This is a genomic window from Spirillospora sp. NPDC127506 (genome assembly GCF_040302145.1).
In the GTDB taxonomy this organism is placed as follows: Bacteria; Actinomycetota; Actinomycetes; order Streptosporangiales; family Streptosporangiaceae; genus Spirillospora.
On sequence record NZ_JBEORG010000001.1, the window covers coordinates 187,477 to 207,205 of the forward strand.

General features: G+C 72.3%; 19 protein-coding genes, 1 pseudogene and 1 riboswitch. Of the genes and pseudogenes, 8 read left to right on the plus strand and 12 right to left on the minus strand.

Annotated elements, in window-relative coordinates:
- Nucleotides 1-17 precede the first annotated feature (17 nt).
- From shc to hpnH, 3 genes are read left to right on the plus strand one after another with little or no spacing between them, the layout of a single operon-like run.
- On the plus strand, nt 18-1,886 hold the full coding sequence (gene shc, locus ABTW95_RS00810; protein ID WP_396447613.1) for a squalene--hopene cyclase: 1,869 nt from the start codon (nt 18-20) through the stop codon (nt 1,884-1,886).
- A complete protein-coding gene (gene ispH, locus ABTW95_RS00815) occupies nt 1,883-3,367 on the plus strand; it encodes a 4-hydroxy-3-methylbut-2-enyl diphosphate reductase (protein ID WP_396447612.1) in 1,485 nt (494 codons plus the stop codon). The genes shc and ispH overlap by 4 nt, the downstream gene beginning before the upstream one ends.
- Nucleotides 3,364-4,368: an adenosyl-hopene transferase HpnH gene (gene hpnH / locus ABTW95_RS00820; RefSeq protein WP_500223461.1), complete on the plus strand. Its 1,005-nt coding sequence runs from the start codon at nt 3,364-3,366 to the stop codon at nt 4,366-4,368. Before ispH ends, hpnH begins: the two co-directional genes overlap by 4 nt.
- A gap of 54 nt (nt 4,369-4,422) precedes the next feature.
- Here the strand turns inward: hpnH and ABTW95_RS00825 are convergent, their stop codons facing one another.
- The gene (locus ABTW95_RS00825; RefSeq protein ID WP_396447610.1) at nt 4,423-5,043 is read right to left on the minus strand and encodes an NlpC/P60 family protein; all 621 of its coding nucleotides are present in this window, start codon (nt 5,041-5,043) and stop codon (nt 4,423-4,425) included.
- An 8-nt stretch (nt 5,044-5,051) separates the two neighbouring features.
- Nucleotides 5,052-5,192: riboswitch (cyclic di-AMP (ydaO/yuaA leader) on the minus strand.
- Between the two features lie 512 nt (nt 5,193-5,704).
- Here ABTW95_RS00825 and ABTW95_RS00830 point away from each other — a divergent pair.
- On the plus strand, nt 5,705-5,986 hold the full coding sequence (locus ABTW95_RS00830) for a hypothetical protein (RefSeq protein WP_500223463.1): 282 nt from the start codon (nt 5,705-5,707) through the stop codon (nt 5,984-5,986).
- Between the two features lie 16 nt (nt 5,987-6,002).
- On the opposite strand, the gene ABTW95_RS00835 is transcribed toward ABTW95_RS00830, so the two are convergent.
- The 6 genes from ABTW95_RS00835 to ABTW95_RS00860 form a co-directional block, all read right to left on the minus strand.
- Nucleotides 6,003-6,875 carry an NPCBM/NEW2 domain-containing protein gene (locus ABTW95_RS00835; protein WP_396447608.1) on the minus strand — a complete coding sequence of 291 codons (873 nt, stop codon included), beginning with the start codon at nt 6,873-6,875 and terminating at the stop codon, nt 6,003-6,005.
- A gap of 571 nt (nt 6,876-7,446) precedes the next feature.
- Entirely contained in the window at nt 7,447-8,133 is a 687-nt protein-coding gene (locus tag ABTW95_RS00840; protein ID WP_500223465.1) for a hypothetical protein, read from the minus strand.
- A gap of 76 nt (nt 8,134-8,209) precedes the next feature.
- Nucleotides 8,210-8,398 (minus strand): hypothetical protein, encoded by a 189-nt coding sequence (locus ABTW95_RS00845; protein WP_500223467.1) that lies wholly within the window; start codon nt 8,396-8,398, stop codon nt 8,210-8,212.
- Nucleotides 8,395-9,096, minus strand: a complete 702-nt coding sequence (locus ABTW95_RS00850) for a hypothetical protein (RefSeq protein ID WP_500223468.1) — start codon at nt 9,094-9,096, stop codon at nt 8,395-8,397. The genes ABTW95_RS00845 and ABTW95_RS00850 overlap by 4 nt, the downstream gene beginning before the upstream one ends.
- Before the next feature lie 20 nt (nt 9,097-9,116).
- The gene (locus tag ABTW95_RS00855; RefSeq protein ID WP_396447602.1) at nt 9,117-9,368 is read right to left on the minus strand and encodes a hypothetical protein; all 252 of its coding nucleotides are present in this window, start codon (nt 9,366-9,368) and stop codon (nt 9,117-9,119) included.
- 231 nt (nt 9,369-9,599) lie between these two features.
- Nucleotides 9,600-10,283, minus strand: a complete 684-nt coding sequence (locus ABTW95_RS00860) for a Crp/Fnr family transcriptional regulator (RefSeq protein WP_396447601.1) — start codon at nt 10,281-10,283, stop codon at nt 9,600-9,602.
- A gap of 61 nt (nt 10,284-10,344) precedes the next feature.
- On the opposite strand from ABTW95_RS00860, the gene ABTW95_RS00865 reads away from it, so the two are divergent.
- Nucleotides 10,345-11,652 carry a glycosyltransferase family 4 protein gene (locus tag ABTW95_RS00865; protein WP_500223470.1) on the plus strand — a complete coding sequence of 436 codons (1,308 nt, stop codon included), beginning with the start codon at nt 10,345-10,347 and terminating at the stop codon, nt 11,650-11,652.
- 87 nt (nt 11,653-11,739) lie between these two features.
- Here ABTW95_RS00865 and ABTW95_RS00870 read toward each other — a convergent pair whose 3' ends face one another.
- The 5 genes from ABTW95_RS00870 to ABTW95_RS00890 form a co-directional block, all read right to left on the minus strand.
- Nucleotides 11,740-14,106: an ATP-binding protein gene (locus ABTW95_RS00870; protein WP_500223472.1), complete on the minus strand. Its 2,367-nt coding sequence runs from the start codon at nt 14,104-14,106 to the stop codon at nt 11,740-11,742.
- Entirely contained in the window at nt 14,093-14,374 is a 282-nt protein-coding gene (locus tag ABTW95_RS00875) for a hypothetical protein (protein ID WP_500223474.1), read from the minus strand. Before ABTW95_RS00875 ends, ABTW95_RS00870 begins: the two co-directional genes overlap by 14 nt.
- 440 nt (nt 14,375-14,814) lie before the next feature.
- Nucleotides 14,815-15,525: a Crp/Fnr family transcriptional regulator gene (locus tag ABTW95_RS00880; protein ID WP_500223476.1), complete on the minus strand. Its 711-nt coding sequence runs from the start codon at nt 15,523-15,525 to the stop codon at nt 14,815-14,817.
- Between the two features lie 72 nt (nt 15,526-15,597).
- Nucleotides 15,598-16,347 carry an SDR family oxidoreductase gene (locus ABTW95_RS00885; RefSeq protein ID WP_396447596.1) on the minus strand — a complete coding sequence of 250 codons (750 nt, stop codon included), beginning with the start codon at nt 16,345-16,347 and terminating at the stop codon, nt 15,598-15,600.
- 207 nt (nt 16,348-16,554) lie between these two features.
- Nucleotides 16,555-17,478, minus strand: a complete 924-nt coding sequence (locus ABTW95_RS00890) for an SDR family NAD(P)-dependent oxidoreductase (protein ID WP_500223477.1) — start codon at nt 17,476-17,478, stop codon at nt 16,555-16,557.
- Nucleotides 17,479-17,534: 56 nt separating this feature from the next.
- On the opposite strand from ABTW95_RS00890, the gene ABTW95_RS00895 reads away from it, so the two are divergent.
- The 3 genes and pseudogenes from ABTW95_RS00895 to ABTW95_RS00905 all read left to right on the plus strand — a co-directional run bounded on the left by ABTW95_RS00895 (nt 17,535) and on the right by ABTW95_RS00905 (nt 19,368).
- The gene (locus ABTW95_RS00895) at nt 17,535-17,999 is read left to right on the plus strand and encodes a MerR family transcriptional regulator (protein WP_500223479.1); all 465 of its coding nucleotides are present in this window, start codon (nt 17,535-17,537) and stop codon (nt 17,997-17,999) included.
- A 233-nt stretch (nt 18,000-18,232) separates the two neighbouring features.
- Nucleotides 18,233-18,420, plus strand: a pseudogene (locus tag ABTW95_RS00900) (helix-turn-helix domain-containing protein); the annotation flags it as partial.
- A gap of 447 nt (nt 18,421-18,867) precedes the next feature.
- Nucleotides 18,868-19,368: a TIR domain-containing protein gene (locus tag ABTW95_RS00905; RefSeq protein WP_500223481.1), complete on the plus strand. Its 501-nt coding sequence runs from the start codon at nt 18,868-18,870 to the stop codon at nt 19,366-19,368.
- Nucleotides 19,369-19,729 lie beyond the last annotated feature (361 nt).

Genomic DNA, 19,729 nt, shown 5'->3' on the forward strand with positions numbered 1-19,729 from the left:
GAGAAGGAGACCGCTGAATGACCACGACGGAAGAGGCTCCGGGGCTCACCCGTGCGGCGGCCGCCGCCGTCGAGGCGGCCCGCGAGCACCTGCTCGGCCTGCAGTCCCCCGAGGGCTGGTGGAAGGGCGAGCTGGAGACCAACGTCACCATGGACGCCGAGGACCTGCTGCTGCGCCAGTTCCTCGGCATCCGCACCGCGGAGGAGACCGAGGAGGCGGCGCGCTGGATCCGCTCGCAGCAGCGCCCCGACGGGACGTGGGCGAACTTCCGCGGCGGCCCCGCCGACCTGTCCACCACGATCGAGGCGTACCTCGCGCTGCGGCTCGCCGGCGACCCCGCCGACGCCGACCACATGCTCGCCGCGGCCAAGTACGCGCGGGACGCGGGCGGCATCGAGGGCAGCCGGGTCTTCACCCGGATCTGGCTGGCGCTGTTCGGGCAGTGGTCGTGGGACGACCTGCCGGTCATGCCGCCCGAGCTGATGTTCCTGCCGAGCCGGGTGCCGCTGAACGTCTACGACTGGGCGTGCTGGGCGCGGCAGACGATCGTCCCGCTGACGGTCCTCGGTTCGCTGCGGCCCGTCCGGCCGCTGCCCGTCGACCTGGCGGAGCTGCGCACCGGCGTCGCCCCGCCGGACGACGCGAAGGGCTGGGGGCGCGTCTTCAACGCGCTCGACCGCGTCCTGCACGTGTACGAGAAGGCGCCGGTGCGCCCGCTGCGCCGGGCCGCGATGCGCCGCGCCGCCGACTGGATCATCGCCCGGCAGGAGGCGGACGGCTGCTGGGGCGGGATCCAGCCGCCCTGGGTGTACTCGCTGATGGCGCTGAACGTCCTCGGCTACGACCTCGGCCACCCGGTCGTCGAGCGCGGGCTCGCCGGTCTGGAGCGGTTCACGATCCGGGACGAGAGGGGCCGCCGGCTGGAGGCGTGCCAGTCGCCGGTCTGGGACACCGTCCTCGCGATGAACGCGCTCGCCGACGCCGGCGCCGCCCCCGACGACCCGGCGCTGGTGCGCGCGGCGCGCTGGGTCATCGGCGAGGAGGTCCGGGGCCCGGGGGACTGGTCGGTGCGCCGGCCCGGCCTCCCGCCGGGCGGATGGGCGTTCGAGTTCGACAACGACGTCTACCCCGACACCGACGACACCGCCGAGGCGATCATGGCGCTGCGCCGGGTGTCGCTGCCGGAGGCGGAGGCGCCCATCGAGCGGGCCGTCCGGTGGCTGGAGGGCATGGCGTCGAAGGACGGCGGCTACGGCGCGTTCGACGCCGACAACACCCGCGAGCTGTGCACCAAGCTGCCGTTCTGCGACTTCGGCGCCGTCATCGACCCGCCGTCCGCGGACGTCACCGCGCACGTCGTCGAGGCGCTCGCCAAGGAGGGCCTCGCCGAGTCGACCGTGGTCAAGCGCGCCGTCGTCTGGCTGCTGAAGGCGCAGGAGGCGGACGGCTCGTGGTTCGGGCGCTGGGGCGCCAACCACGTGTACGGGACGGGCGGCGTGGTGCCCGCGCTCATCGCCGCCGGGGTCCGCCCGGAGAAGCCCGCGATCCGCCGCGCCGTGGCCTGGCTGGAGGAGCACCAGAACCCCGACGGCGGCTGGGGCGAGGACCTGCGCTCCTACGACGACCCCGCGTGGATCGGGCGCGGCGAGTCGACCGCGTCGCAGACGGCGTGGGCGCTGCTGGCGCTGCTGGCCGCCGGGGAGCGCTCCGCCGCGGTGGACGCCGGCGTGCGCTGGCTCGTGGAGAACCAGCGCCCGGACGGGAACTGGGACGAGGACCAGTTCACCGGCACCGGGTTCCCCGGCGACTTCTACATCAACTACCACCTCTACCGGCTGGTGTTCCCGATCAGCGCCCTGGGCCGCTACCTGAGGGGAGCCACATGAGCGGGCTCGTGGTTTGCGCGGCGCTCGGTGTCGAGGCCCGCGCCGTCGCCCGCGGCGGCCTGCGCGTCGTCCGCACCGGGATGGGGCCGGCGAAGGCGCGGGCCGCCGCCGCGGGCCTCCCGGAGCACGACGCGCTCGCCGTCGCCGGCTGCGGCGGCGCGCTGGACGAGCGGCTCCGCCCCGGCGACCTGTTCGTCGCCACCGAGGTGCGGGGCCCGTCCGGGACGGTGCCGTGCCGGACGGCGGAGGCGCTCGCCGGGCTGCTGGAGCGGACGACCGGCGCCACCGTCCACCGGGGGCCGCTGGTCACCGTGGACCACATCGTCTCCGGGGCGGAACGCGCCCGCCTCGCCGCCGGCGGGGCGATGGTCGCCGACATGGAGTCGGCGGAGCTGGCCGCCGCGGCGGGGGACCGGCCGTTCGCGGTGGTGCGCGCCATCGTCGACACGCCCGGCCGCCCGCTGGTCAGCCCCGCCACGCTCACCGGCGGGACGGCCGCGCTGCGCCGGCTGCGCACCGTCGGCCCGGCGCTGCGCGAGTGGGCGGCCGCCGCCGGCCCGCGCCGGCTGCTGCTCGCCGGGCCGCGCTCGTTCTGCGCCGGTGTGGAACGGGCCATCGAGATCGTGGAGCGCGCGCTCGACCTGCACGGCCCGCCCGTCTACGTGCGGAAGCAGATCGTCCACAACACCCATGTGGTGGACGACCTCGCCCGCCGCGGCGCCGTCTTCGTCGACGAGCTCGACGAGGTGCCGCCCGGCTCGGTGACGGTGTTCTCGGCGCACGGCGTCGCGCCCGCCGTCCGGGACGAGGCCGGGCGGCGCGGGCTGCGGGTCATCGACGCGACCTGCCCGCTCGTGTCCAAGGTGCACGCGGAGGCCCGGCGGTTCGCCGCCTCCGGTCACCTGGTCGCGCTGATCGGGCACGCCGGGCACGAGGAGGTCGAGGGCACCCTCGGCGAGGCGCCGTCCTCGACCGTCCTGGTCGAGACGCCGGACGACGTGGCGTCCCTGCCGGCCGGCCGGCCCGTCGCCTACCTCACCCAGACCACCCTCGCCGCCGACGAGGCGGGCGAGGTGGCGGCCGCCATCACCGGCCGGTTCCCGGACGCGGTCGGCCCGCACACCGACGACATCTGCTACGCCACCACCAATCGGCAGCGGGCCGTCGCCGGCGTCGCCCGCGACAGCGACCTCGTGCTCGTCGTCGGCTCGGCGAACTCGTCCAACTCCCGCCGCCTCGTCGAGGTGGCCGAGAGCCGGGGCACGCCCGCCGTCCTCGTCGACGGTCCCGCGGACGTCCCGCTCGGGCGGCTCAGGGGCGCCCGCGTCGTCGGCCTGACCGCGGGCGCGTCCGCCCCGCCGGCCGTGCTGGACGCGGTCGTCGACGTCCTGCGCGGGCTCGGGCCGGTCGAGATCAAGGAGCACACGGTCACGGTGGAGACGACCGAATTCACCTTGCCAAAGGAGGTCCGAACACAATGAGCATGCCGCTTCGCCAGAGCCTTCGCATCGGGACCTACATCCTCCGCAACAAGCTCCGCGGCCGGGAGAAGTTCCCCCTGATCGTCGAGCTGGAACCGCTGTTCGCGTGCAACCTCGCCTGCGCGGGATGCGGGAAGATCCAGCATCCGGCCGACGTCCTGAAAAGGCGCATGCCGGTCGAGCAGGCGGTCGCCGCCATCGAGGAGTGCGGCGCGCCGATGGTGTCCATCGCCGGCGGTGAACCGCTCATGCACCCGAAGATCCACGAGATCGTGGACGAGCTCGTGAAGCGCAAGAAGTTCGTCTTCCTGTGCACCAACGCGGTGCTCATTCCCCGCCACATCGACAAGTTCAAGCCGTCGCCGTACTTCGCGTGGGCGGTGCACATCGACGGGCTGCGGGAGCGGCACGACGAGTCCGTCTGCAAGGAGGGCGTCTTCGACGCCGCCGTCGCCGCCGTGAAGGAGTGCAAGCGGCGCGGGTTCCGGGTCACCACCAACACGACGATCTTCAACACGGACACGCCGCAGAGCGTCATCGACGTGATGAACTACCTGAACGACGACCTGCAGGTCGACGAGATGATGATCTCGCCGGGGTACGCCTACGACAAGGCGCCCGACCAGGAGCACTTCCTCGGCGTCCAGGAGACCCGCGAGCTGTTCAGCAAGGCGTTCGCCGACGGGAACCGCAAGCGCTGGCGGCTCAACCACTCGCCGCTCTTCCTGGACTTCCTGGAGGGCAAGGTCGACTTCCCCTGCACGGCGTGGGCGATCCCGTCCTACTCCCTCTTCGGCTGGCAGCGCCCCTGCTACCTGATGTCGGACGGCTACGCCCAGACCTACCAGGAACTCCTCGACGAGACCGACTGGGACGCCTACGGCCGGGGCCGGGACCCGCGCTGCGCCAACTGCATGGCGCACTGCGGCTACGAGCCGACCGCGGTCATGGCCACCGTCGGCTCCCTGAAGGAGTCCATCAGGGCGATACGCGACACCTGACCGGACCGCCCGGAGAGCGGGGGATCGGCCCCACTCTCCGGGCCGGGACGCTCGTCAGGCGTCCTTGAGCTTGACCGGCCGGTAGGCCTTGTACTCGCTGCCGGGGTCCAGGCCGTAGTCGCGCGTCCGGTGGTCGGTGCCGTACCGTCCCCGCTGCTCGTACGCCCAGTACTCCGTGTGCTCCTTGTCGGCCCACTTCTCGAAGATGACGACGTGCCGCGTGGTGTTGGTGCCCTGGGCGTCCATGACGAGGTCGCCCTTCTTGAGCTCCGACATCTTGATGCGCTCGGTGTACCGCGACGACGTCAGCCCGACCGTGTTCGGCCCCGGCTTCGGCAGCCGCAGGGCCATGGAGACGAATCCCGAGCAGTCCCTCCGGTAGCCGTCGCGGTAGCCGGTCTGGCTGTAGGGCACCCGGTCCGCGGAGTGCGGGTTCCACGTCTTGGCCCGCTCGATGACCCGCGACCGCTCGTCCTTCTCCCGTTCGACGGGCGCGGCCTTGCGCGGTTTCGGAACCGTGTGGACGGCGGCGACCGCGGCGCTGCCGTCGTCCGGTGCGTCCGCCGCGTGCACGGTCGTGGCCGCCACACCGAACACGGCGAGGCCGACCAGTGCGCCGTTGGCGCTGGGGCTCAGGCCGCGACGGCCCGAACGTTTGCTGTGCTTGCCTTTCAAAGGGGGGCTCCTTCTTCCATGAGCCGCCTACCGGGTTAGCTGACGGGTTCGGGCGTGGAAGTCGCCCTACGGCCATGGGAGAGGCCGATTCACCCCAGTGAGGGTGGGTCCCCGGCTCCGCGCGACGGCGGACTCGGCGGTTGCCGCTGCGATCCTGAGGGCACGTCGGCCCCGTGCACGGGACCCCTGTCCCATGCGGCGAAAGAGCGGCGCTGATGTTGTAAGGCCCTTCCGAGGCGACCGCCTCAGGGCCGCGCGACACGTGGATCGTGTCGCCCGTCCATCCGTGTGCCGGACGGGACAAGAACGCCTGGTGAGCGCCTTGCCGGGCGCCAAGCTAACGCAGATCGCCAAGCCAAGGCAAACTCCCGCAAAATCAAACCCCCAGCTCAACCCCCTGACGCACCTGTCCGCCAACGCCTCCAAGCCCCTCGCGGCGGGCGTTCCCGGCCGCTCCCGGCTCGGCTCCGTGATCTACGCCACGGCGGGGAGCCGGACCTGCGGGACATTCAGCGGATTCCAGAGGTGTCCAGCCTTTCGTTCATAGGGAGCGGCCTCCTGGTGGGCTGGTCAGGTCCCGCCGGCCGGGACCTGAACGCCCGGGCCGGTGCCGCGTTCGGCGGCGAGAAGGGCACCTCACCCACCGATGAATGGAGCAGCCGTGGCCCATGACGACGGCAGGCAGTACCAGACGGGTGGCCGGCCGGTCCACCCGCCCGGCCCCGGTGCGCCCGCGTCCCGGCCCGCCACCACCTACATGGGGTTCTACTTCTGGTACTGGTGCGGCGTGACCGTGCTCCTCCTCATGGGGAGCCTGTTCTTCCTCGCCCACGACCTGGTCGGCACCGGTCTGCTCGGGCTCCTGATCGCCGGGCTCTCCGCCCTCTACGCCCGCTACCTCTACCGGGGCGGCCGCTACCGGATGATGTTCATCATCTTCTGAGGGGGCGGCGCCGGGCTCAGCCCGTGCTCAGGCAGCCGTCGGTCGTGCCGCCGGACGGCACGAGCTGCGCGTCGCCCCAGACCGCGTCGTGCGACTTGTCCGGCGGCTCGGTGCCGTTCTCCGCCGCGATCAGGGCGGTTCGCAGGTTGAGCGTGGTGTAGGGGGAGATGTCCTCGTCGAAGACCGCGGGCTTGCGCGGGCCGGCGTTCCTCGTCGCCACGACCTTGTCGTCGCCCAGCAGGGTGAATTCGATGGTCACGTTGGGCGGATCCTCGTCCGGGACGCCCGCCAGCGCCTTGAAGCGCGAGTATTTCGCGGCGGTCGTCAGAGTGATGGTGGCGGGTCGGCCGATCACACTGAGCGCGACGTAGACGCTCCTGGCGCAGGGCCGGCCGGTGATGCGCGCGCCGCGGCGCCTGAACCAGCCGGTCTGGGGCTCGTGCAGCTGGCTGCTCGGCAGGTCGCGCAAAAAGACCGGCGCGCGCGCCGTGGCCGGAGCGCCGACCGCCTGCACCGGTTCGGACGGCTCGTAGAACCGTCCCCCGGGAACCTGCGTCGAGACGTGCGCCACGAGCAGGCCGTCGACGACGACGATGAGCACCGCCCCCAGGACGGCGGTCACCCCGCCCGTGTTGATGTTGAGGCGGGTTTTGCGCACGTTGGTGGTGTTGATGTCGCGGCCCGCCGCGTTGACCGTTGTCTGCACCGAGGGACGGCGCGCACCGCGCCCCACGATCGCCGCGATCAGCACCATGGCGCCGGCGAACCCGCCCCAGTACCAGTCGCCGCCCAGCACCCGTCCCGCCGCGCAGGCCCCCGCGCACGCGAGCACGATGAAAGCCGCCTTCGCCATCGTGCGGCGCGGCCCGCCGCTCTTCCGACCGCTCATCGGCGCGCCCCCGTTTCTCCTCGGCTCGCACGGCCGCCGTTCCCCAGGGTCCGATCGGCCGGTGATCTCCGCGCGCGTGCGCGTCCGCTCCGCCGTGCTCGGCCGAGCAGGGGTCAACCCTGCTCAAGACCGCCGCGGGCGGTCAACGCGGAAAGGAGCCGGCGTCGACCCCGCCTCCGCACTCGGGAGTGAGCCCTTCAGCTGGAATTCACCGCGAATGCGCAGGTCAGCGGGAAATGTGCACCGCCGCACCAATGAGAGAGGCCCTGGGCGGACGTTCTGGGAGAGCCGGAACGGCGTTGCACATTACTTGCCGGTATGGCGCACGTGCGCCATTGCGGCTCTACGAGCAGACCTTCGCGGCGACGGCGGCCTCGGCCTCCGTCAGGGAGCGGAGAACGGCCGGATCGAAGCCGCCCGTCGGAAAGCCGGTCGTGCCGACGGAATGGAACATCTTCTCCCGGCCTCTCTGATCGTGGGCGGCCCGGCCGGACGCGGCCTGGCGCGGCGAGATGACGAGGCCATCGGAGCCCGGGGCTCCCGGCGGTCCGGCGGACGCGGCGCGGCACGGTCAGAACTGGCCGCGGAACCTGGCGATGACGTCGCCGACCTTCGCGTCCGGCTCGCTGCTGCAGCTGTAGCGGATCGCGGGCGGGGCCAGCGGGCTGCCCGCGCCGGAGACGCCCTTCTCCCGGGCGATGTCGATGATCGCGTGCTGCTGGGTCTCGGAGTCCGCGTCGAGGAACTCCGCGCACGTCGAGTCGGCGGTGATGGCGTCGGAGGTCGCGGCCTTGACGATGAAGACGAAGACGAACAGCGCGGCGATCGCCCCCGCGGCCAGGAGCACCAGCCCGCCCGTGTTGATGGTCGTCTTCTTCTCGTTGGTGGTGGTGATGTCGCGGCCCGCGGCGGTGATGCCCCTCCCGGTGACGTTGCTCAGGGTGACGCGGCTCGACCAGGACGAGGCCGGGGCGGCCGACCGCGCGCGTCCCACGGCGTCCCGCAGCGCCGCGGCGAAGGCGGCGTCGGTCTCGGCCGCGTGCCGGAGCAGGTCCTGGACGAGCGAGCTGTTGCCCGGGTCCGTGGTGTACGCCGTGAACGCCGCCTGCCGCCCGTCCCGGACGAGCCGCCCCCGGACCAGGTCGTACAGGTCGGCGAGTGCCGGGTCGCCGTCGGCGCGGACGGAGCCGTCGGAGATGCCGGGGAGTCGCGCGGCGAGGACCTCGACCGCCGTCGTCGCCAGTTCGTTCGCGTGCACGGAATCACCTTTCGAGTTCGGACGGGGATCCGTCCCGCGGCGCGCGGGCGTCCCTCCGGATGCGGGTCCTCGGGAATCAGCCGCCCTCGCCGCGGCATTCGGCCGCGACCGGCGCGGTGGTGGTCTCGGCCTCGACCATGTTGAAGGAGTCGGATTCGCCAGCCGCGCACAGCTCCTTGCGGTCGGTGGGGCCGCTGCCGGCGCAGCCCGCGGCCAGCGGCAGCAGGGCGGCGGCGCAGGCGGCCGCGATGGACGGGCCGTTCATCGGAGGTCCCTCCCGGCGATCTCGGAGTCGGTGACGGTGACGTTGCGCCCCTGGATGCGGACGCCGCCCGGCACCGGCCCGGGCGGCATGCCGGGAGGCGTGTCGGGCGATGGGCCGGACGGCGGGCGGAACGCGTCGGCCGCGAGCCGCGCGGCGTCCCCGTCGTCGCCCGGGACGTACAGCCAGGCGCGCACCCGCGTCTCCTTCACCGCCACGCCGACGGGGCGGAACGCCTCCGGGTCGACGGCGGGGTCCCCGTAGCGGACGATGCCGCGGTGGACCTGCTCGGACACCAGGTAGGCGACCGGGCCGCGGGCCCGCTTGAGCGCCGCCTTCAGCACGGGCGCCTCGTTCAGCCGGAACGCCTCGTTGACGTCGCCGCCCACGAAGCCCCGCGGGTCGCGGTAGACGTCGCCGGCGTGCAGGACGACGCGCAGCCGCGGCGGCTCCGCCGGGGCGGCCTCGGCCAGGCGCAGGACGGCGGCGACGATCACCGGGCGCGGGACGTCCGCCGGCCAGAGCATCAGCACGGCGTCGCCGCGGTCCTCGTGGACGCAGCGCCCCCACAGCGCGCCGAGCGCACCGGACAGCCACGTGTACAGCGCGTCGCGGGCCCGCCGCTGCTCCAGGTCGTTGCGGCGGGCGAAGCCCTCGATGTCGGCGATCGCCAGGGTCGCGGGCGCGGGGTACTCGTTCACGGTCGTGCCTCCCATCGGGGTCACCGGCCGCCGAGAAGCGCGGCCAGGCCGATCGCGGCGAGCAGCAGGACCGCGAAGACCCCCACGGCCGCCGCCGCGGCGGCGGCCGGCCGGACGCGGCGGGCGAACCGGTGGATCGCGCCGCCCGCCCGCGCCGCACCGCCGTGCACGGTCAGGTCGCGGCCGGCGATGCGCGCGTCGCGGATGGTCAGGTCGTTGTCGGCGTGGACGTGGACCGACCACTGCTCGCCGGTCGCCGGATCGTGTTCCATGGCCGGGCCCCCTTGTTCACGGCGGAACGGCTCAACAGTGCGGAGTCGGGTTGCGGCAGGTCAACGCGATTGCGCGAGGTCGCCGCGGGCGCCATCCGGGCGGATGCGGCCCGGGTCCGGCGGGTCATCCCGTCGCCGCTGGTCAGCGGTGCCGTCCCGGGATTCCGGTACGTATCGGGAACGGCCGGGACGGATCCGGTGAGAGGCCGCGGAATGGCGCACGTGCGCCATTCAGCCGTCCGGTTCGGGAGACTCCGAGCCGTTCCCGTCGAACCGGGAGAGGAAGGCCGACAGGCGCTCGTCGCTGACGACCTCGACCGTCCCGTGCCCCGTCGCCACGATGCCCTGCTCGCGCAGCCGGCCGAGCGCCCGCACCACCGAGCTGCGCGCCACCCCGAGCATCTCGGCGATCTGGTGCTGATACCGGAACGGGGCCGCGTCGCCGCGCCGCGTCCGCTCCAGCAGCCGGGCCACCCGCACGACGGTCGGCTCGGCCCTGCCGTCGCCGTTCAGGTCGGCGCACCGCAGCCGGTGCACGAGCACGCGGAGCAGCGCGTTCCGGACGCCGTCGTGCCTGCGCATCACCCGGTCGAACGCCTCATGGGAGAGCACGGCGACGGCGCCCGCCCGGACGATCTGGACCGTGGCCGAGTGCGGCCGCCCGTCGATGAGGGACAGCTCGCCGAGGATGTCGCCGGGCCCGCGGTAGGCGACCCACGCGCCGTCGCGGAGGACGCGCGCGTGCGCGGTCAGCAGGATCACGATCTTCGCGGAGCGGCGGCCCTGCGCGTAGAGCTGCGCGCCGTCCGCCACCTGGTGGCGCGTCCCGGCGTCGATCAGGTCGCGCCGCTCGTCCGCGCGCAGCAGGGACAGGAATGGGGCGCCGTACTGCGCCCTGGGCCGGTGCTGGGTCATGATTGCCTCGTAGGGGATCGGGGCGTTGGCGGCTGAAGCCCGCCGGGGAGCGAGCCACGGCATGAGCGGTGATGCGGCGGACGGCTGGAACCTCGTCTACGACGAGGAGGGGGCGCCTCCCGGACGGATCGCGGGCACGGCCGCACGCGTCCTGGCGGTCGCCGACGAGTGGTTCCCGGCGCGCGGCGGCCTCAGCTCGCTGAACCGCTACCTGTGCGGGGCGCTCGCCGCGGCGGGCGCGGAGACGTACTGCCTGGTGCCGGGCGCGTCCCCCGCCGAGCTGGCGGACGCCGAGCGGGCCGGGGTGCGGCTGGTCGCCGCCCGCCGGTCGCCCGGGACCACCGAGCGGGAGGCGCTGATGCGCCGGCCGCCGCTGCCGCGCGGCGCCGTCCCCGACCTGGTGATCGGGCACGGCCGCGTCACCGGGCAGATCGCCAGGGCCCTGGTCGAGGACCACTTCCCGGACGCCGCCCGGCTGCACCTCGTCCACATGGACCCCGACGACATCGAGTGGTTCAAGCTCGACCACGAGGACGACGCCGGCGTGCGCGCCGAGGAGCGCGGCAGGCTCGAACTCGCGCTCGCGCGGGACGCGGCGGCGGTCATGCCGGTCGGCCCGCGGCTGCACGCGAAGCTGCTGCGCGACCTGCCGGACGGGCCCCGGCTGCTCCGCCTCGACCCCGGGTTCGACGCCGGGTTCGACACCGGGTCCGCCGTCGGCTCCGACGCCGGGGAGCCCGGTGAGCGCACCGCCCCGGCGGGCCGCCCGCTCGTCATGATCATGGGGCGGCTGGAGGACGCACGGCTCAAGGGCCTCGAACTCGCCGCGAAGGCGATCGGGCACGCCTGGGCGCTGGATCCGCGCGCCGCGGACTGGGAACTGCTGGTCCGCGGGGCGCCGGCGGGCGGCGAGCACCGGCTGCGCGAGCACGTCCTCGACCTGATCGGCCACCGGTCCGCGAACGTGACGGTGCGCGCCTACTCCCCGGAGACGTCCGTGATCCGGGACGACCTGCGCCGCGCCAGCCTGCTGCTCATGCCGTCCCTGGTGGAGGGGTACGGGCTGGTCGGGCACGAGGCGATCGCCATGGGGATCCCGGCGCTGGTCAGCGCCCGCAGCGGGCTCGGCGAGCTGATCACGGAGGTCGCCCCGGAGATGGCGCCGGACCTCGTCGTCCCCGTCCGGCACGACGACGCGCTCGACGTCCCGGTCTGGGGCCACCGCATCGCGGCGATCATGACGGACCGGACGGGGGCGTACGCCAGGGCGGAGGCGGCGCGCAGCGTCCTCGCCCGGCGGCGGACCTGGGCGATGGCGGCGGCGGAACTGCTCGGCCTCGTGCGCGCGGGCGGCCGCTCCGGCGGGTGAAGGCACGGCCGACAGGCCACCACGGCGGCCCGTCCGGGGACCGGCGCGGCTGGAGAACGCTGGACGGGGCTGGACGCGGCCGGGACGCTACCCGGCGTCCGCCGCCAGCTTCGCCCGGACCGCCCGCGCCGCGGGATGGCGCATCGCCTCGAACAGCGCGAGCGATTCGGCCCGCCGCGCCCGTGCCCGCGCCGGATCGCCGGCCTCCCGATGCGCGTCGGCGAGGTCGTCCAGGACGTGCGCGGCCCAGAACCGGTCGCCGAGGCGCCGGTCCAGCTCCAGCGACTGCTCGAACCGGACGATCGCCCGCTCCGGCGTGCCGAGCCGCCGTTCGATGCGCCCGATGGTGCGCAGCGCGTCGGCCTCCCCCTCCGCGTAGCCGGCGCGGCGGTAGAGGCCGAGCGCCCGGCGGCCGAGGGGGAGCGCGTCACCGTACCGGCCGAGGCGTTCCCGCTGCCGGGTCACCGAGGTCAGCGCGTCCGCGCGGGCCAGCAGGCTCCCGACCTCGGCCGATCCGCTCAGCGCCTCCTCGGCGTGCGCGAGGGCCTCGGCGTGCGCGCCCGCCGCGTCGTGCAGCCGGGTGAGGGACAGGTGCGCCTGGAACGTCCCCCGGGCGTCGCCGATGGCGCGGCACTCGGCGAGCGATGTCTCCAGCAGCTCCCGGGCCTCCGCCCGCTCGCCGATCCTCGCCAGGCCGTCGGCGAGCAGCCGCATCGAGACGGCCTGCACCAGCCGGTCCCCGGTGCGCCGGGCGGCGGCGAGCCCGGCGCGGTGGACCGCGACGCGCTCGGCGCGCCGGCCCGTCCGGCGCAGGAACACCGTCGCCGCCCAGGCGAGCCGCCACACGTGCCCGTCCAGGCCCTCGGCGGCGGCCTGCCGCATCGTCGCCTGCAGCACGGGAAGCTCGGCGGTGAACCAGGCCAGCGCGCCGGCGGGGCCGTCGATCGGCGGGACGGGCGACGCGGACCCGGCGTCCGGCAGCTCGCCGGCCCGGCACGGTTCCAGCCGCGCGGCGGCCCGGACCGCCGCGGCCAGGTAGAAGTCGGCGGCCCGCCGGACCGCGGCGCGCCTGCCCGCCTCGTCCTCGCGGGCGGCCAGCCGCCGGGCGAACGCGCGCAGCAGGTCGTGCGCCGAGTACCGGCCGCCGGCCTGCTCTTCGAGCATGTGCGCGGCGGTCAGCGCGTCCAGCTCGGCGCGCGGCGGGCGGTCCGCGCCGAGCAGCGCCGCGCAGGCGTGCGCGTCGATGTCGGGCCCGGCGTGCGCGCCGAGCAGCCGGAACAGCCGGGCGGCCGGGGCGGGCAGCAGCGCGTAGGACGACTCGAACACCTTGCCGAGGTCCAGGTCGGCGGCGCCGGCGCCGAGCGCGTCGAGCCGGTCCGGGAGGTCGCGGAGCCGGGCCGCCAGCTCCGCCAGGGAGGACTCCGGGCGGCGGGCCGCGCGGGCCGCGACGATGCTCAGCGCGAGCGGCAGCCGCGCGCACAGCGCCGCCAGCTCCCCGGCCGCCGCCCGCTGCCCCGCGACGCGGTCCTCGCCGAGCCACCGCTCCAGCAGGAGCCGCGCCTCGCCCGGCGGCAGGACGTCCAGCGTCACGCGGTGCGCGCCCTCCCGGACGACCAGGCTGTCCAGCCGGTCCCTGCTGGTCACCACCGCGATGCAGGACGGGGTGCCGGGCAGCAGGGGGCGGACGCCCTCGGCCGACGCGGCGTTGTCGAGGACGACCAGCATGCGCCGGTCGGCCAGCATGCTCCGGTACAGCGCGGCCTTGGCGTCCAGCCCGTCCGGGATCGACTCCGGCGCCGCGCCGAGGGCCTGCAGGAACCCGTGCAGGACCTCGCCGGGATCCACCGGCCCGCGCGGGTCGAAGCCCCGCAGGTTCACGTGCAGCTGGCCGTCCGGGCAGCGCCGCCGGATCCGGTGCGCCCAGTGCAGCGCCAGCGTCGTCTTGCCGATCCCGGCGGTGCCGTCGATCGCGACGATGAGCGGTGCGCCGCCGCCCGCCGCGTCCAGCAGCCCGGCGAGCCGCCCGAGCTCGGCGGCCCGCCCGGCGAACCGTCCGGTGGCGGGCGGCAGCTGGCACGGTGCCGGCACGCCGCCCGCGCGCCGAGGCGCCCGCTGCTGCGCCACCTCGATCGCGTCCCGCAGCGTGCTCAGCTCGCGCATCTCCGCCGGGGCGGCGCCCAGCTCGGCCAGCAGCCGGTCGAACACGTCCGCGCGGGGCAGCGTCGTCCCGTTCAGGTAGGCGTACAGGCTGCTCTTGGAGACGCTGATGCGCCTGGCCAGCTCCTCCCGGCCGAGCGCGCGGCCGAGCCGCCGCTCCCGCCGGCAGACCAGCAATGCCAGCCGCTCGGCCAGCCTCGCCTTCGGCGGCCCGGGGGCGTCCCCGGACCACGCGGACGACTCGTGGGCCACCGTCTCCTCCGCGCGTCCCGGTGCCTGCCCGTCAGTCGCGGGCATTCTCCCGCGAATCGTCCTTCGTCCACCACGAATAGACCTGGATCGCCAGGTAGCCGAGCGCGATGACCGGGACGACGAAGATGATGACCGGGAACTCGAAGGTGCCGGACGTCTGGTTGGCGACGAAGAAGCCGTAGGCGACGAACGCGCCCCCGGTGCCGCTGATGCTCAGCCGCTCGCGCAATTTCGTGTCGGGCATGACGACCCCTGCGATCGCCATGATGACGCCGGAGATCACGGAGAAGACCTCCCAGACGGACCAGTTCATCGAGCACCTCTCAGTGGTGGGACGGGTCGGCGGGCCGCTCGGCCCTTCCGACAGGTTGTCCAGCGGGCCGAGATGGGGGCGGAAACAGAAACGCCGTCCTTGATCAGTCGGGCGCCCCGGCATGCGGAGACCGGTGCGCCGATCCATTGATTCGCCGACGCGGCTCCCGGACGAGATATGCCGTCCATATCGAGGGCTCCCCCCTGGCCGTCTGGACGGCCCAACTTTCGAGAAGCCCTCCGCGTCGGTCAACGCGGCGGATTCCGGCGACGGAACCGTGATGATCTGAACCGCCTCGAGGAAACGATCTCCAATTCTTCGTAACCCCAGGTCAGCCGGTACATGAATTGGATTCGCCCCGCTCCCGTGCTGGGCCGGTCATCCGTTGCGCGGCGATTTCAGGCGCGGAAAGTACCGGCGAGTATGGCGCACGTGCGCCATCACTCCCGCAGGAACAGGCTCAGCCCCGCCGGGTCCAGGACGGTGATGGAACCGTGCCGCGTGGAGACGATCCCGCTCGCCCGCAGCTTCGTGAGCGCCCGGACCACCGACGCGCGGGACACCCCGAGCAGCTCCGCGATCTCGTGCTGGAACCTGGGCGGCGCCGCCCCCGCCGGCCGCTCGCCCGGTCCCGGCCCGCCCAGCAGCCGCGCGACCCGGGACAGCACGCTCTGCTCCGCGGCGCTGCGCTCGTCGTCCGCGCTGCGCAGCCGCTCGGCCGTGACGCGCAGCAGGGCCCGCTGCAGCCCGGCGTGCCGTCGCGCCAACGCGTCGAACGCGCTTTGCGGCAGCACCAGGACCCGCCCGCCGCGGACGGCGGCGACGGTCGCCGAATGCGGCCTGTTCAGCACCAGGGACATCTCCCCGATGATGTCGCCGGGCCCCCGGCAGGCGAGCCATCTCGGCCCGCCCGCGGTCCGGCGCGTGACCTTGACGTGGGTGTCAAAAAGGACCATGACCGTTTCCGATCGGCGTCCCTCGGTGCACAACTCGGCGGCATCCGGGAAAACACGGACCCGGCCCGCCCGGCACAACTCCCGCCGCTCCTCGCCGTCAATCAATGACCAGAAGGCGTCCAAAGAATCCCTCCCCCGTCGGGGGGAACTCTTCCCGATTGGACGCCTCCTCCGCTCCCTTTTCCCCGTCCGCATGCGGCCGTTCCCTGACCGTTTCCGGCAGGCCGCCGCACGCACCGGACCCGGTGCCCGCGGCGGCCGGCGCGTCTAGAACATCGCGCCGTTGGCGCGTACGGTCTGGCCCGACACCCAGCCGGCGTTGTCGCTGATCAGCCAGCCGACGACCGGGGCGATGTCCGCGGGGTCGCCCAGCCGGCCCCGCGGGCTGTGGTGCCTGGCGGCCTCGATGGACTCGGGGGTCTCGGCCGCCCGGTAGAACGAGTCGTCGATAGGACCGGGGGCCACGGCGTTGACCGTGATGCCGCGGTCTCCGAGTTCCTTGGCGGCGGCGAGCACCATCCGCTCCACGGCGGCCTTGGAGCCGGAGTACAGCCCGTACGGTCCGGTCATGACCGAGGTGAGCGTGGTGGACAGCACCACGTACCGGCCTCCGTCGGACAGGTGCCGGGCGGCGGCGCGCAGCGTGTTGAAGGCCGACCGGACGTTGAGGTCGATCAGATGGTCGAATTCGTCATCGGTGAACTCGGCCAGCGGCTTCTTGATGACCGCTCCCGGGGTGTGCACGACGATGTCCAACCTGCCATGGCGGGCCATCACTCCCTCGAACAGCTCGTCGACTTCCGCGGATATCCGTGCGTCGGAACGGACCGCCTCCGCCGTCACCTCGTACTTTTGCAGCACCGCCGGCGTCTCCTGGGCCGCCGCCTCCTGATCGGCATAACTGATCACCGTGGTCGCGCCTCGCGAGGCGATGTTCTCGGCGAACGCCGCCCCCTGATTGCGGCTCCCACCGACCACCAACGCCACGGCGCCTTCGAGATCCCGTGCGTTGGGCATTACCTGCCTCCTGTCGTGTTCGTGCTAGTGCCAGTCGAAGGCGAGGCGCCTTCGACCTCTTGCGTGCCGATGGACCCCGTCCGCTACGAGCTGGGGGAGAAACCGGACGGGGCAACGCACGTCGTCAATGGCGGTTTCGATGCGGTACTGCTAGAGCCCCGCCCGGATCAGCCCGCGCCGGGTGAGGACTCGGCTGTGGGCCACGCCTCAAGAAATGAGGTCGAGACCGGTCAGCTCCGTCGAGACCGCCCACAAAGACGCGGCCTCATCGCTGTCAGGCGGCCCCTCCGTGATGCGGCAGTCGGCGCAGTAGGCGCCGCCATGGTCGTCGAGTTGATGAGACGTGGCCGCCCACACCACCGTCGCGGCCCCCTGCTCGGGGGACTTGAACAGTTCCGGTTTGGGGGTGCCGTCGTCGTCGAGCCAGCCCGCGGCGGTCATCTCGGCGACGGTGAGATGCCGCTGCAGGGACGTCATGATCCATCCGGGGTTGACCGAGAAGGCGTGGACGCCGGACCGAGCGCCCAGCCCGTCGAGATGGCGGGCGAAGAGAATGTTCGCGAGCTTGGACTGTCCGTACGCCGCCCACTTGTCGTACCCCTGGGCGAATTGCATGTCGTCCCAGCGAATCTTCCAGTCCGAGTTGTAGCCGGAACTGACCGCCACGACGCGGGCGTTGCCGGCGGCCGTGAGGGTCGGCCACAGCAACTGCGTCAGCGCGAAGTGCCCGAGGTGGTTGGTGGCGAACTGCGCTTCCCAGCCGGGGCCGACGCGCGTTTCCGGGCAGGCCATGATGGCCGCACCGGCGATCAGAACATCGATCGCAGCATGGCGGCGCTGGAACCTTTCAGAAAAGGCCCGGACGGAATCCAGATCGGCCAAGTCGAGTTCCTCGACCTCCACGCCTTCGATCCCGGCGAGTGCCCCGCGCGCGACGTCGGGCCTGCGAGCCGGGACGACGACGCGGGCCCCGGCCGCGGCGAGCGCACGACTCGCCGCGAGACCCAGACCGGAATAGCCGCCGGTGACCATGATCGTCCTGCCGGTGAGATCGATTCCCGCGAGAACCTCGTCGGCGGTACTGGCCGCCCCGAATGCGTCGCGTCCTGCCTGACCTGTGCTGTCTGTCATGCCGCGGACGCTAGATGCTAGACGAAGGTCTAGGTCAAACGTCTACGATCGGTGGAATGAAGGCCGCGGGTGTGAGCATCGGCGAAGTGGTGAGACGCACAGGGTTGAGCGTCCATACCCTGCGCATGTACGAACGTGAGGGGCTCCTGATCGGAGAGGTGCGGCGGGACGATCAGGGCCGCCGGGTGTACACCGCGTGGGACATCGAGTGGCTGGGCAACTGCGTGAAGTTCCGTGCCTCCGGTATGCCGCTGGCCACGATCCGCCAACTGGCCCAACTCGTCCGCGAGGGCACCGGCAACGAAGCGCAAAGACTGGAACTGCTGCGCGAGCACCGTCGCCGCGTCACCGAGCAGATTGCGCAACTGCACGACTGCCTCGCCCTAGTCGACAGCAAGGTGGCCGCGTACGAACAACACCTCGCCGCCGGCGGCGCCGGCGACCCCTGGCAGCCCCCAGCGCAGGCACCCGCCACCACACCCCGCCCCGACACGGACGACCGACAAACAATCAAGCAATAGATGCCCCGCACCGCAGAGGCCGCCCCCTCCGTGACGAGGCTCCAAGCCATGACCGCGACCCCCCGGCCCACCGACGCGCCGACCCCAATGCACCGCCCTGACCCTGTCGCCTAGCTGTACTGACCACAGAGGTTGTGGACGTGGCGACATGCAGCCGATGACCTTGGCGTGAGGGAGGGCCTCCGGGTTCGGTGTGGATTGCGAGATCTACGCCCAGCCCCCAGGAGGCCCTCATGCCCCACCGCAACGCCCCGCTGACCGAGACCGGACGCCTGCGCCTGGCCCGCTGCGTGGTCGATGACCACTGGCCGCTGCGGCGGGCGGCCGAACGCTTCCAGGTCTCACCCACCACGCCCGCCAGTGGGCGCACCGGTACCGGCAGTCGGGCGAGGCGGTGATAGCAGACCGGTCCAGCCGCCCGTCCCGCGTCCGGGAACCGTGACGTCCGGCGGCACGCCGCCGCGTACGCAACAAACCCCGGCGCCTGGCCAAGTGCCTGGTCAACCGGGGTTTTTCGAGATCATGTGAGGCGCCCCCTGCAGGATTCGAACCTGCGCACACGGCTCCGGAGGCCGTGTCGTGAGGCGACCAACAAGTACCCATGACCTGCAGGAATGCGTGTGTGAACGTAAGGGTCAGCGACTGTCTCTCGCGAGACTCTCGTCAGGCATGGTGGGCAACGCAAGCGACTCCTAACCTACTCGCACCATGTGTGATCAGATACCTACTTAGAGTCGCCATTATCGCGAGTGATCGGACCATCGGCCTGAAGTGGACACGTCGGCGACGGAAGCACTCAGCACCGGTCGAGATGCTGGGCGCTAGGATCGTGGCGCCGATACGTTCCAGGAGTTGCGGGGGAGCAATTATGGGGTTCCGTGCGTTCTACAGCTTTCACTATGTGCCCGATGGATGGCGGGCGGCGCAAGTCCGCAACATGGGCATAGTGGAAGGAAATCAGTCGATAGCGGATAATGCATGGGAATCACTTAAGCGTACCGGAGATGTTGCAGTAAAGCGCTGGATCAATTCTCAGTTGCAAGGCCGCTCATGTGCCATTGTGCTGATCGGCCAGAACACGGCTAACCGAAAGTGGATCAACTATGAGATAGAAACAGCTTGGGCGGCCGGTAAGGGTGTCGTAGGGGTCTATATCCACAACCTCCTGGATCGAAATAAGCTTCAGTCTTCCAAGGGGGCGAACCCGTTCGACTACGTCTCACTTCCGAGCGGGGTGAGGATGTCGCAAGTCGTGCAGGCTTACGACCCGCCGTTTAAGACTAGCGGATATGTCTACAGTGACATACAGGAGAAGCTTGAGAGCCTCGTTTCTGCAGCTATCGCCGTTCGTAACAGGTATCCGAGGTGAGCGAATTCCCTGCCGAGGGTCAAGTAAAACATCTTGAATTCATTCAAGCTGCTATTGCGAGGCTCGCCGGTCATTCTTTTCTCGCGAAAGGGTGGGCCCTGACAGCCTCGGCCGCACTCTATGGGCTAGCGGCCAGCAAGGACAGTCCGTGGCTTGCCCTTGCCGCAATGGGACTTAACGTCGCATTCTGGTGGCTCGATAGCTTCTTCCTTCGGCAGGAGCGTTTGTATCGATGTCTCTACGATGATGCTCGTGCGCGAAATAGCACCGTCGAACTCTTCTCGATGGACACTCGACCATATCAAGGTGACCCATATACGGCCAAATGGAAGGTGTTGAGATCTCACACGCTAATAGTCTT